Source organism: Clostridium sp. Marseille-P2415 (assembly GCF_900155545.1).
In the GTDB taxonomy this organism is placed as follows: Bacteria; Bacillota; Clostridia; order Lachnospirales; family Lachnospiraceae; genus Lacrimispora.
Window position 1 is genome coordinate 620234 of the sequence record NZ_LT732525.1, and the last position, 12611, is coordinate 632844.

The window sequence follows — 12611 nt, forward strand, 5'->3', positions numbered from 1 at the left end:
TGAACCACATACTTGTACCAAAGCCCCTCAATCTTTTCTTTCCATATCTGGGTTAATATGGTAAACTATTTTCCAGAGACTACAAAGGAGGAATCATGCATGCAAATGCAATATACGAAAAATATAAATAATAAAAGCGTTCTCGGCATCATCCGGCGTTTCTGTAATTACATTGACCCACGGCTTACGGAACACGGATCCCATGTCGCTTACATCGTCTTTTGCATGCTTCGGGGAACCGGGCAGTATTCCGGACAGGAACTCCGCGATATCTGTTTTGCAGCCCAGCTCCACGATGTGGGAGCGTACAAAACAGAGGAGATTTCCAGGATGATTCAATTTGAGACCAGTGATGTCTGGGATCATTCGTTCTATGGATATCTCTTCATACGGTATTTCTCTCCTCTTAAGGAATTAGCTCCCGCAGTACTCCTGCACCATATCACCTGGAAATTTCTGGAAAATGAAAAAGAGCTCTGCCCGAAGCTAAAAGATTTGTCCCAGCTCATCCACATCGCAGACCGCATCGATGTCTCCATGTCTTTGGAAAACCGTTCCTGGGAACAGACGCTTCCATCTTTCATGGAGGGAAAGAGAACTATCTTTGCTCCGCATATCGTGGATCTTGCAGCCAAATTGGATTTTCACGGATCCATTGAAGAGGAATGGAGGAAAGATTCGGAGTATTTTGACTTCTTAACCCGTATCCCCCTTTCCGGAGAAGAAATTACAAACTATTTGAAAATGCTGGTGTTTATCATTGACTTCAGAAGCCATTATACCGTAACCCATACCATAGCCACCACCAGCATCAGCTATGAGCTGGGAAAACTGCTTTCCCTGGGTGAAGACCGTTTAAACCAGGTTCTCTGCGGCGCACTGCTTCATGATCTGGGCAAGATCGCCATTCCGGTAGATATTCTTGAATCCCCCGGAAAATTAAGCGATCAGGCTATGACGGTCATGCGGACTCACGTAAATCTGACGGAAGAAATATTCGGAGGCAGCATAGACGAAACCATTGCACGCATCGCTCTTCGCCACCATGAGAAGTTAAATGGATCCGGATATCCGGGAGGGCTTACTGCCGGTGACTTGACCACAGAAGAACGGCTTGTGGCCATTGCGGATATCATCAGCGCTCTGACCGGAACAAGAAGCTATAAGGACTCCTTCCCTACAGAACGCATCCGGTCCATACTTACCAGGATGAAAACGGATGGTCTCTTAGACCCTTCCATCGTTGGCCTGGCTGTTGAGAATCTGGAGGAGATTCTTGAAACAACCGCCGTACGCTGTCAGCCCATATTAAGCATTTACGATAAGCTGAAAACGGAATACGAAGCCCTTCTTCCATTACAGTCTTTAAGCGATAAGCTTCACTTTGCGCTTGCCCTGAAAGAGCCGGACCATGCGCTGTTGTGGCCATGACGGCTGAAAGGAAAGGATGCGCCGCATCATAACTTAACCAGCTATTTTGCAGCGCATCCTTTTCTTTATTTCGCAATAACCTTTACAAATTTTTTCTTCCCGCGCTTTACTACTACGCCCTCTCCGGATAACTGCTCTTTTGCGAAAACAGCCTTCACATCAGAAACAGCCTCTCCCTCTACGGTCACTCCTCCCTGCTCCACATTTCTTCTTGCCTCGGAACGGGTCGGAGCCAGGCCGGATTTCTGGAGTATGGTCAGGATATCAACGCTTCCGTCCGTAAAATCTGTCTCTTCCAGCTCGCAGGTCGGCATGTTGGCCGCATTGCCGCCGGTAAACAGTTCTCTGGCACTTTTCTTTACTTTTTCCGCTTCCTCCTCACCGTGCACCAGCTTGGTCAGTTCATAAGCAAGGATTTCCTTGGCCTGATTTAACTGGCTGCCTTCCCAGCTGTCCATATCGTCGATCTGCTCAATGGGAAGGAAGGTCAGCATACGCAGGCATTTTAACACATCTGCATCGGCAACGTTTCTCCAGTACTGGAAAAAGTCAAAGGGGGAAGTCTTTTCCGGGTCAAGCCATACCGCACCTGACTGGGTCTTGCCCATCTTCTTGCCTTCGGAATTTAAGAGCAGGGTAATGGTCATGGCATGGGCATCCTTCCCTAATTTCCGGCGGATCAGTTCCGTACCTCCAAGCATATTGCTCCACTGGTCATCCCCGCCGAACTGCATGTTACAGCCGTAACGCTTAAATAACTCATAGAAGTCATAGCTCTGCATGATCATGTAGTTGAATTCCAGGAAGCTCAAGCCCTTTTCCATGCGCTGCTTGTAGCATTCTGCAGTCAGCATGCGGTTAACGGAAAAATGAGGGCCGATCTCACGAAGGAAATCAATGTAATTAAGCTCCATCAGCCAGTCTGCATTGTTGACCATAAGAGCCTTTCCATCGGAAAAATCAATGAAACGGCTCATCTGCTTTTTAAAGCAGTCACAGTTATGCTGGATCATTTCCACAGTCATCATCTGACGCATGTCGCTGCGGCCGGAGGGATCTCCTACCATGCCGGTACCACCGCCGATTAAGGCAATGGGCTTATTGCCTGCCTCCTGAAGGCGCTTCATTAAGCACAGAGCCATGAAATGGCCTACGTGCAGGCTGTCTGCCGTGGGGTCGAATCCGATATAAAATACGGCTTTTCCTTCATTTACCATCTTGCTGATCTCTTCTTCATTTGTCACCTGGGCGATCAGGCCCCGGGCTTTCAGCTCTTCATAAATTGTCATCGCAATTCTCCTTTTTCATAAAAAAATAAACCCCGTCCTATCAAAAGGACGAGGCGAATGTCTCGTGTTACCACCTTAAGTTTATAAACAGCTCACGCTGCTTACCTCTTCGAGTACCTGATGCGATACTCTAGCACAATAACGGGTGCGGGAATCCGTCACAGCCTACTGGGCATCTCTGCCGTTGGGTGTGAAGCTCAAAGATGTATTCGCAATCCGTTTTCCACGCGCCTCTCATCAGCCGGCTGCTTTCTGTGTGGTCTTTCGCACTGCTACTTGTTCTTATCTGCGCTTTTACTTGTTTATGAAGTTATTGACTAGTATATGTTGGTTTGATTGATTTGTCAAGAGGGGGGTTCCTTGAAATTCCATCAAAAAATAAACTGAGGTCCGGACTCTTGACATTAAGGCTGCACGATGAAAAGGAATATGTTACCATGGTGATACGGAACAATCGTGTCACTGCAAGGGCGTTGGCCTTCCATCATACATAGATGGGAGGTGGTGCGGATGAAATATGACTTTTAGGACCTTATGGCCTTTGGTATGTTCATAATCGCATTACTTACCTTTATTTTCATTAATTGTAAGTAGCGTTTTTCTTTAAAGTCCTGGAAACAGGCATAGAAAAACCACCCTTGTATACTTTGGCCGGTATCGGGTGGAATTTCTACCTAACGGCTAACCCCTTGTAGGGGGGCGATTGTTCCTTTTGTAATTCTAATATAGCATATCTGGAGCGGCATTGCAATGGTTCTTTCAAAAAGGCCCTTCTATTTACCCTTTCATCAGGCCGGACATAATGCACATGCCCTGCCATAATATAAGAGGCTCCCAGCTTTTCTGCCATCTGTGCTTCCTACACAGAATGGACCGAAGCACCTATAACAGAAAACGATTTTACCGCTCCTTCTTGTTCCTGTAATTTCCATAGAGGTAAATGAATCTTATCCACATGGGTTACACCACTTTAGAAATTTAAAAAGCAATGCCCCCCTGAATACTGATTGAATATTCATAATAAAGCCAAAATTAATCTTTATAATCTTTCTTTCATTTTCTTTTGAGATTATATATAACTTATAACATATTTTTCCAATTTTTTCCATTTTATTTATGTGTATTCAATATATAAACCTGTTTATGTAAGAGCCACCAGAGAGAATTGTAAAAATACAAAAAAAGCAGTCCATGATTATCATAATTTCACAGGAAAGAGTATTATTTCCTGATATATGAAAAAAGTTCACAAAGAAATACACCCGTAGTGGTGTACCCCTTCGTGAACTTTCGATTCCTTATGGCTCATTTTACATCAAGTACTTATCAAACAGGAAATTTTAATTTTTTAAATAAAATTTTAAGAAATAAACTGAGGAAATAGGTATAGATTACCCTTTCATCAGTCCGGACATAACGCACATTCCCGCTGCACCCCTTTCCTTTATCTCCTTTAAGCAGCTCCCGGCAAGCTGCATCCCTCCAATGGCATAAACAGGAATGCTGACAGCGCCGCATACTTCTTCCAGAAAATCAAGTCCTCTGGGAGGCACGCCGGGTTTGCAGCCGGTTTCAAAAATATGCCCGGCAATGACATAAGCGGCTCCCAGTTCCTCTGCTCTTCGCGCCTCCTTTACCGAATGAACGGAAGTGCCTATGACAGAAAACTCCCGTCCCGGCTTTCCTTGTTCCTGCAATTTCAACAGAGGCAAATGGATCTTATCCACATGCAGCCTCTTCGCCGTATCGGAAAAAGAATGAAGGATACAGGGCACCCGAAAGGTTTCGCAAATTGGAAGCACAAGACGGGCCAGCCTTTCGTATTCTTCCTCCTCCATGTCGTTTTCCCTCAGGACCAATGCCCTGGGCCGCTGCCTGCAGACAGATTCTATTTGTTCTAAAAATGGACGGCTGCATAAATGCCGGTTGGTCACTGCTATGATTTCGTGATAAAATTCGTTCGATTCCATAAATTCCACCCCCTGTTATACATACAGATAATCACTCATGACCGGCTGCATGCCCAGCCTTAACAAATCCTTCATGACCGCGTCCACGGAACGGCCGTCTGAAATCTCAAACTGGCTGTCCCCCATTTGCTCCGTTTTATCTGCATGTCCGCCGATTCCGGTACTCACCCCTGCGGATATTTTTGTAGCTGCAATGTTTACCAGGTTATCCCGTACCCGGGCACATTCCCTGGTGGAAACCGTAATGCCTGCAAAGGGCATGAACAGGCGGTATGCCGTTACCACCTGCAAAAGCTGGGGCTCATGAACATCCATGGGATTGATTTTATCATTGTTGATGATCGGACGCAGGCGGGGGCATGAAAAGGAAATTTCCGCATGAGGATACTTTCGCTGCAGCAGGTAGGCGTGCATACCGGCCGCAAATGCATCTTTCCGGAAATCATCCAGTCCCAGAAGGGCGGCGATCCCCACTCCCCGCATTCCTCCCTTCAGGGCCCTCTCCTGGGCTGCAAAGCGGTAGGGAAAAATCCGTTTGTGCCCGGCCAGATGCAGAGTCTCATATTTCTCAGTATGGTAAGTTTCCTGAAAGACCGTTACATAATCGGCACCGCACCGGTGAAGAAAGGCATATTCATCCGAATTCATGGGATACACCTCCACCCCCACTGCCTTAAAATACTTCCGGGCAATTTTACAGGCTTCCCCTATGTATTTCACATCCGACATTTTCCTGCTTTCCCCTGTCAGGATCAGGACCTCCTTAAGCCCGCTTTTGGCAACAGCCCTCATTTCCTTCTCAATGTCTTCCTCCCCCAGCCTGGCCCGGCTGATCCGGTTATGACAATGAAAACCGCAGTAAATGCAGAAATTTTCACAGTAATTGGAAATATAAACCGGAGTAAAGAGATTCACACTGTTGCCAAAATATCTTCTGGTCTCCTTTCTCGCCATACAGGCCATCTCCTCCAGAAACGGCATTGCTGCCGGCGAAAGCAGCGCCGCAAAATCTTCCGGGGACCGGTTCTCATGGGCCAGGGCATTTTTTACATCCGCTTCGGTGTATCTGTCATAATCATAGCTTTCCATGGCCTTTATCACCCGGTCCTGTATGTCTGACTGCAAAACCTCCATATCCGGCAGATAGGTCATATGGTCGATCCGGTTTTTTTTCTGCCATTCCTTGATTTCTTCATTTAAAATACTTTCGTTGGTATAAGATTCCTTACTCATGATTTCCTCCTTACTCCCGTAAAAATCCGGTCAGGGGCGACGAAGGGCTGGCACCCTTTTCCATGACCCGGCCCATACCGGCCAGATAAGCCTTTCTGCCTGCCTCAACAGCATTTTTAAAGGCCTCCGCCATAAGCCGGACATCCCCGGCCGTGGCGATCCCCGTATTGGCCATGACCGCAGCAGCTCCCATTTCCATGGCTTCACATGCCTGGGATGGTTTTCCAATACCTGCATCCACAATAATGGGCAGGTCGATCTCATCAATGAGAATACGGATGAACTCTTTGGTGCATAAGCCTTTATTGGAGCCGATCGGAGCACCTAACGGCATGATGGATGAAGCCCCGGCATTTACCAGATCTCTGGCCGCATTTAAATCCGGATACATATAAGGCATAACGATAAATCCCTCCTTTGCCAGGATTTCCGTTGCTTTTATGGTTTCCTGATTATCCGGAAGCAGATATTTGGAATCACGGATCACTTCAATCTTTATAAAATCTCCGCTTCCTGCTTCCCTTGCCATACAGGCGATCCGTACGGCCTCCTCTGCATTTCTCGCCCCTGAAGTATTGGGGAGAAGGGTGATGCCTTTCGGTATGTAATCCAGGATATTAGCAGTTCCTCCTGCATTGGCTCTCCGGAGAGCCAGAGTGATAATCTCTGCTCCCGCCCTTTCTATGGCCGACTGGATTAAATCCAGGGAATATTTTCCCGATCCCAGGATGAACCTGGATGTAAATTCATGGCCCCCTATTACCAGCTTATCTTCTTCTAAAGAATTCATTTTGTGTCCCTCCTATTTGTTTTTATAATTCCGGCTGAAGAATCAATTGGGTTATCATATTGGCCTCATGGGCAGCACAGATCGCCACCCTGGGAGCCATCAGCCCGTTTCCGTACTCCGGCTCTGATATTCCGTCGCCGCAAAGATAAAAATTCCGGCTTATCTTCCTGGTACGGATCTCATTACTGTCCCCGTATCCTGCCATCCCTGATGCAGAGACCAGCTTTTTATCCGGGAAATGCTCCATCACACCGTTCACCAGCATGGCTTTCATTTCCGGCACATCAAACGCTTCGCAGATGATATCCTCTGATTCAAATAACCCGGGCAGGTTATGCTCTGTTACTTTTACACAATCCGCAGCAATCTGCAGATAAGGATTTATTGCCTTAAGCTCTTCCTTAAGAGCATCCGTCTTATACATTCCAATATGATGGATAAAATACTGCTGTCGGTTCAGATTACTGATATCCACTCTGTCAAAATCAATCAAATGCAGATGTCCCACACCGATACGGGCCAGGGCAAAGGCTACATTGGAGCCCAGTCCTCCCAGGCCCGCTATTGCCACTCTGGCCTGATTCAATTTCGCCTGAACCTCCGGGGAATGACGCTTTTTTAATGCTTCCTGAATTTCTGATTTGCTTAAAATTCCATGTTCCAGTTTCATGTTATCTCCCTTTTATTCTAATCTTTCTGAAAGTCCCCGGCTGCATTCCTGTAATCAGCCGCCACCTACAAAGCTGACGACCTCCAGGGTGTCGCCATCCTTTATAGTCGTTTCCGAAAGTCTGGATCTGGGAATCATACGGCCGTTATGCTCTACCGCAACCCGGTCTGCCTGATAGCCCATAAGCTCCAGCAGCTCTGAGATCAGGATCTCTTCTGACAGCTCCTGCTCCTTTCCGTTAACCATAACCATGTCTTATTCCTCCTCTCTTGTCTGGCAGGATTTTTTCAAGAAAAAAAGTTCACAAAGAAATACACCCGCGGTGGTGTACCCCTTCGTGAACTTTCATTCACTCACAATAAAAATCCTATCCGATTATACATCAAACCGGAAGAAACACGCTTTGCGGATTTCTCCGGTTATCGCAGCAGTCGCCAAGTAAACATGTTCGTTTGGCTCGTTGCCTGCGTAAAAAAAGCGGAAAATGCCCGCAGCACCTTCCGCAATAATTCCTTAAGCGTCCGTCCCTACGTTGGCATTATCCAAATCAGGTATATGAGTCGAAGTTCATAACTTCCTCTCAGCCTATTACATAAGCTCCTCTTTTGACGTATATAGTATAAAACAGAAAATCCGGTATGTCAACAGAATTTCCATATTTCACTTTAATGATAGCTGATGATGACCGTTTCTCCTGCCTTTGCCATTCCGGTACAGGGTATGAGCTCCTGGAAAGAATCCTGATTCAGAATCAAAACCGGTGTGATCATGTTGTAACCTCTGGACTTAAGCAGTTCCAGATCAACTTCCATCAGAAGGTCACCGGCATGGACCTTCTGCCCGCCGGTCACGTGAGGTTTAAATCCCTCTCCTTTGAGCTCCACGGTTTCCAGACCGATATGGATCAGGATCTGGGCTCCATCCTCCGCCACGATCGCCAGCGCATGTCCCGTATCCATCACATTGTCCACGGTTCCGTCAACCGGGCTGTAAATTTTGCCTTCCTCCGGGATAATGGCAACACCATCTCCCAGCACCTTCTGTGAAAATACCGGGTCCGGCACCTCCTCTATGGAAACCACGTTCCCGCTCTGAACGGCCAGAATCCGGCCTTCGGCTTTTTCTTTTTCTTTTCTTCCTCCAAATAACCTGCTAAACATATGAAAACTCCTCTTTAACTCTCTGCTTACTTTAATTCCGGCCAGTACTCCTTATTGACTTCAATGAAATCGTCCAAAATCTGTTTTGCAACCGCAGCGCTTGGCACGGTCTTTGAAAGGGTCAGGGCCTGCCAGAGCTTTAAATAGCTTCCCTCGGTCCACGACTCCACCACAAGGCGCTCCACTGCAAGCTGCTCCTCCATCATGCCCTTTTCAAAGGTAGGTATATCCCCCTGGCACAATGGTTCCGGACCTTCATTTCCCACCAGACAGGGCACTTCCACCATGGCAGTGGGGTCAAAATTGGAGATGGCCCCTTTGTTTTCCACAATACAAAGCATCTGCTCATGGGTATTAAAGGCAATGGCACAAGCTAAATCTACAATAAAAGAAGCATGGTTGTCAATGGAGAATTTCCCGCCTTTGGCAGTTCCTGCCTGAATAATGGCCTTAGCGGCTCCGAACACCTCTTTTTCTCTTCCCTCCATGACCTCATTGGCTCTGGTATGCTGGGGATTGGTATGTTCTACTACATAGTCCGGATAAAGGTAATATTTCAAATACGTATTCGGAAGAAAATCTGGATCCAGCTTTAATAAGTCAGCGGCTTTTTTATGAGTCAGCTGCCAGCTCTCATCCAGATGCTGAGTCTCCACCGCTTTATCGGTCAGATATCCGTTCTTAGATACATAATCCAAAAGCCGGGGCATCAGATCGGTCCCATCCTTGTCCTTCACGCCGGTCCACCAGCCAAAGTGGTTCAGTCCGAAATACTTTACCTCAAGGTCCTTCGGGTCCCTGCCCACAATATACCCCATGCGCCGCTTGGTTCCCACCGGCATGTCACAGATATTTAAGACTCTGGAATGAGGTCTTAATACACGGCAGGCCTCAGCCACAATAGAAGCCGGATTGGAGTAGTTTAACATCCAGCAGTCCGGAGAATACTTTTCCATGAAATCGATCAGCTCCAGCATCCCGCCGATACTTCTCATCCCGTAAGCAATGCCGCCGGGACCACAGGTTTCCTGTCCCACTACATGATATTTCATGGGAATCTTTTCATCCATCTCCCGCATGGCATATTTTCCGACCCGGATATGGGCCATGCAGAAATCCACATCCGTAAAGGCTTCCTTCGGGTCAGTGGTATAGGTAAATTCTACATCCGGCGCGGTTTCCTTCATGACAATTTTAAGAGCCTCTGCAATGGTCTCCTGACGCTCCCCGTCATTGTCATATAGTTTCAGCGAACGGATGGGGAACCGGTGCAGGTTGTCCATCAGCATCATGACAATACCGGGTGTATAAGTGCTTCCTCCCCCGGCGATTACGATTGAAAACTTTTTCATAATTGTTCTCCTCCTCTATCTTTCTGATTCATCAGTTATTTCCGGTGTTACCCAGTTCTTCGTCAACCGCCCTTCTCACGGCACTTATTTTTAAGCCGTATACCACTTGAACGTTATTACCTTTCCTGACCACCGCATTCGCTCCGGTATCATTTTTCAGAATCTCTTCTTTTACCAGATCCGGATTCGTAAGGATCAGGCGCAGGCGGGTATAGCAATTGTCTACCTTTTCAATGTTCCCGGCGCCGCCCAGGGCTTCAATGATCAAGGCAGCATTCACTTCGCCGCCTTCTTTTTTGTCCTTCCCGGCGGCCACCTTCTCTTTGTACTCCGCTTTTGTATGGAGCTTCATCTCCATGCCCTCTGTTTCCCGTCCCAGAGTGTTTAAATTCAACTTTGTAATAAGAACACGGAATACCAGGTAGTAGACCACAAAAAATCCAAGGCCCACCAGGATGTACATCGGCCAGCCGGTCTTCTGAATTCCCAGCGGCACATTATAAAGCAGGAAGTCAAGGAAACCGTTGGGACCGATCGACCGGACACTTAAAACGTTTAAGACGACCATACTCAGTCCGCTTAAAGCCGCATGTACGACAAAGAGGACCGGCGCTACGAACATAAAGGAAAATTCAATAGGTTCCGTTACCCCTGCAATAAAAGAAGTAAAGGCTGCAGGAATCAGGATCGCCTTTATCTTGAAGCGGTTTTCCGGCCTTGCCGTATGGTACATGGCAAGACAGGCACCGATCAGGCCGAACATCTTGGAAATACCCCTGGCATCCCAGATGACGGACTGTGACAGCACTCCAATGGAAGGGTCGGCCATTTCCGCATAGTAAATGTTTCTGGCTCCTTCGAATACCTGTCCTCCTATGGTTTCCACGCCTCCAAGGGATGTATAAAGGAATGGGGTATAGACCAGATGATGAAGACCGGTAGGAATGAGCAGGCGCTCTAAGGCACCATAAATAAAAAGCCCGAAGTTGCCGGAGCGGTTGATGAACACGCCAAGGCTTGTAATTCCTAACTGCACAAAGGGCCATACATAGGTAAGCACGACCACCAGAAGAACGGCCACAGGGATCAGTACGATGAATACGAACCTGGATCCGCCGTAAATCTGAAAGGCATTGCGAAACTCAATCTCGCAGAACCTGTTATGAACCATGGCGGCGGTGATTCCAAGAATAATTCCTAAAAATACCCCCATATCCAGGATCTGTACACCCAACACCATAGCCTGGCCCGTTCCTCTTAAGGATTCGCCCGTGAACAGGATTCCCGTCAGGGCCATGAATTTGTTCATGGCGTTAATAAATACCAAAAAGCCTAAAAGAGCTGTAAATCCGGCTTCGGATTTCTTCTTATCTGCAAGGCCTACCGCAAGCCCCACACAGAATATCAGGCCCAGATTATTTAAGATAGCGACCAGGGAACCGGAGAGGATGCTGCCAAAGCCTTTGGTCGCCGGATTATCAAGAAAGGGCAGAAGCTCCAGTAATTTTGCATTGGTAAACAGGTTCCCGACAGCGATTAAGATCCCTGCGATCGGCAGGATCAAAACCGGGATGAACATTGCTTTTGAAAAGCGCTGCAGCTGATCCATCACTTTTTCCTTCATTCTCATATCCTCCAATATCAATCATTTATTTGCTGAACTTTATCCTTCCACGTGAAATTCATATCTGTATTATATCCATGCGCTCTCCCATTGTACATACTTTGGCCCGGGATAGGAACCTGTTATTCCAGGTCGTAACATGTTTCACAGGAATGAGTCTGACTTGTCAAACGCCAGCATAGACGTACTGTCACTTCAGTGACATCTTTGCTGTAAAATAAAAAAGCCCTGTATGCCGGTAATAAATCGGCATACAGGGCCATTATTCTTCTTTTTTATCCATATTTTGAAGTACCTTGTGATATTCATAGACCAAAAGCTCCATCAGCATGAGCACATTGGGAAAAAACGTGTTAGCCATCATATTCCGGTCATCTAACTTATTACTGTCCTCAATGCGAAACTGCATATCCGTCATGGCGCTGACCCGGTTTTCGACCTCATTGGTAAAGGATACCGTAAAAACACCGTTCTCCCTGGCCGTTTTCACCCGGTCTGCCACCCAGTCCGTTTCCCCTGACCGGGAAACTACGATTAACATTTCCATGTTTTCTAAGTTGTTTTCAAAGACTCCGATGGAATCCATCCCGTTGGAATAAATGCATTTTATCCCAAGCACCAGAAGCTTTTTCGTTAAGTATTCCACCGGAATGGCGGAAAATCCGGTTGCGTATAAAAATACGTATCCGCTTCCCAGCCGGCTGATCCGGCTGGCAAATTCCCGGATATCGTCATAAGAATTGTGCTTTAAAAGAGAATTGCTGCAGAAGCTGTTCATAAACTGCAAATCCGCACTTATATTGTCCAGGACCCGGTTCACAAGAGGAAGCAGCTTGTAATACATGTCCACAAATCCGTTATACCCCAGTTTTTTCGTCAGACGCATGATGGTGGAGGTGGAGGTAAAATTCTCCTTAGCCACTCCCCGTACCCCCATTTTAAGCATGGAATCCATGTGTTCAATAATATAGCGGAGAACACTGTCCTCAACTTCTGTCAGGTTCTTTCCTACTGTCAACTTGCTTAAATCCACCATTCCTGCCATCTTTTTCCCCATTCCCATTTCCTTTTCTATATAATATAACCCATTTT

12 protein-coding genes, 1 riboswitch and 1 other annotated feature are annotated in these 12611 nt (G+C 46.9%); of the genes, 2 read left to right on the forward strand and 10 right to left on the reverse strand.

All coding sequences use genetic code 11. The features are described 5' to 3' along the window. Window positions 1-99: 99 nt before the first annotated feature. Complete coding sequence (locus BQ9856_RS02935) at window positions 100-1431, forward strand: HD-GYP domain-containing protein (protein WP_200801242.1); 1332 nt, start codon at window positions 100-102, stop codon at window positions 1429-1431. 65 nt (window positions 1432-1496) lie between these two features. Here the strand turns inward: BQ9856_RS02935 and tyrS are convergent, their stop codons facing one another. Continuing rightward, window positions 1497-2720, reverse strand: a complete 1224-nt coding sequence (tyrS, locus tag BQ9856_RS02940; RefSeq protein ID WP_077609635.1) for a tyrosine--tRNA ligase — start codon at window positions 2718-2720, stop codon at window positions 1497-1499. Between the two features lie 41 nt (window positions 2721-2761). Continuing rightward, window positions 2762-3018: a binding site (T-box leader), on the reverse strand. A gap of 236 nt (window positions 3019-3254) precedes the next feature. On the opposite strand from tyrS, the gene BQ9856_RS25095 reads away from it, so the two are divergent. Beyond that, entirely contained in the window at window positions 3255-3314 is a 60-nt protein-coding gene (locus BQ9856_RS25095) for a putative holin-like toxin (RefSeq protein ID WP_268875578.1), read from the forward strand. Window positions 3315-4111: 797 nt separating this feature from the next. Here BQ9856_RS25095 and BQ9856_RS02950 read toward each other — a convergent pair. From BQ9856_RS02950 to BQ9856_RS02990, 9 genes are all read right to left on the reverse strand, one after another. After that, window positions 4112-4690 (reverse strand): thiamine phosphate synthase, encoded by a 579-nt coding sequence (locus BQ9856_RS02950; protein ID WP_077609637.1) that lies wholly within the window; start codon window positions 4688-4690, stop codon window positions 4112-4114. Window positions 4691-4705: 15 nt separating this feature from the next. Beyond that, entirely contained in the window at window positions 4706-5842 is a 1137-nt protein-coding gene (thiH, locus tag BQ9856_RS02955) for a 2-iminoacetate synthase ThiH (protein WP_442855479.1), read from the reverse strand. 91 nt (window positions 5843-5933) lie between these two features. Next, the gene (locus BQ9856_RS02960) at window positions 5934-6713 is read right to left on the reverse strand and encodes a thiazole synthase (protein ID WP_077609639.1); all 780 of its coding nucleotides are present in this window, start codon (window positions 6711-6713) and stop codon (window positions 5934-5936) included. A gap of 22 nt (window positions 6714-6735) precedes the next feature. Next, complete coding sequence (gene thiF / locus BQ9856_RS02965) at window positions 6736-7383, reverse strand: sulfur carrier protein ThiS adenylyltransferase ThiF (RefSeq protein ID WP_200801243.1); 648 nt, start codon at window positions 7381-7383, stop codon at window positions 6736-6738. 54 nt (window positions 7384-7437) lie between these two features. Continuing rightward, entirely contained in the window at window positions 7438-7635 is a 198-nt protein-coding gene (gene thiS, locus BQ9856_RS02970; RefSeq protein ID WP_077609640.1) for a sulfur carrier protein ThiS, read from the reverse strand. A 254-nt stretch (window positions 7636-7889) separates the two neighbouring features. After that, window positions 7890-7999: riboswitch (TPP riboswitch) on the reverse strand. A 49-nt stretch (window positions 8000-8048) separates the two neighbouring features. Next, window positions 8049-8543 (reverse strand): PTS sugar transporter subunit IIA, encoded by a 495-nt coding sequence (locus BQ9856_RS02975; protein WP_077609641.1) that lies wholly within the window; start codon window positions 8541-8543, stop codon window positions 8049-8051. 26 nt (window positions 8544-8569) lie between these two features. Next, complete coding sequence (locus BQ9856_RS02980; RefSeq protein WP_077609642.1) at window positions 8570-9895, reverse strand: 6-phospho-alpha-glucosidase; 1326 nt, start codon at window positions 9893-9895, stop codon at window positions 8570-8572. Between the two features lie 31 nt (window positions 9896-9926). Continuing rightward, window positions 9927-11519 carry a PTS transporter subunit EIIC gene (locus tag BQ9856_RS02985; protein ID WP_077609643.1) on the reverse strand — a complete coding sequence of 531 codons (1593 nt, stop codon included), beginning with the start codon at window positions 11517-11519 and terminating at the stop codon, window positions 9927-9929. 262 nt (window positions 11520-11781) lie between these two features. Then, entirely contained in the window at window positions 11782-12552 is a 771-nt protein-coding gene (locus BQ9856_RS02990; protein WP_200801258.1) for a MurR/RpiR family transcriptional regulator, read from the reverse strand. Window positions 12553-12611: the final 59 nt, after the last annotated feature.

Coding starts and splice junctions, on each gene's coding strand:
- BQ9856_RS02935 (WP_200801242.1), top strand. CDS start 100: ATGCAAATGCAATATACGAAAAATATAAATAATAAAAGCGTTCTCGGC.
- tyrS (WP_077609635.1), bottom strand. CDS start 2,720: ATGACAATTTATGAAGAGCTGAAAGCCCGGGGCCTGATCGCCCAGGTG.
- BQ9856_RS02950 (WP_077609637.1), bottom strand. CDS start 4,690: ATGGAATCGAACGAATTTTATCACGAAATCATAGCAGTGACCAACCGG.
- thiH (WP_442855479.1), bottom strand. CDS start 5,842: ATGACCTATCTGCCGGATATGGAGGTTTTGCAGTCAGACATACAGGAC.
- BQ9856_RS02960 (WP_077609639.1), bottom strand. CDS start 6,713: ATGAATTCTTTAGAAGAAGATAAGCTGGTAATAGGGGGCCATGAATTT.
- thiF (WP_200801243.1), bottom strand. CDS start 7,383: ATGAAACTGGAACATGGAATTTTAAGCAAATCAGAAATTCAGGAAGCA.
- thiS (WP_077609640.1), bottom strand. CDS start 7,635: ATGGTTATGGTTAACGGAAAGGAGCAGGAGCTGTCAGAAGAGATCCTG.
- BQ9856_RS02975 (WP_077609641.1), bottom strand. CDS start 8,543: ATGTTTAGCAGGTTATTTGGAGGAAGAAAAGAAAAAGAAAAAGCCGAA.
- BQ9856_RS02980 (WP_077609642.1), bottom strand. CDS start 9,895: ATGAAAAAGTTTTCAATCGTAATCGCCGGGGGAGGAAGCACTTATACA.
- BQ9856_RS02985 (WP_077609643.1), bottom strand. CDS start 11,519: ATGAAGGAAAAAGTGATGGATCAGCTGCAGCGCTTTTCAAAAGCAATG.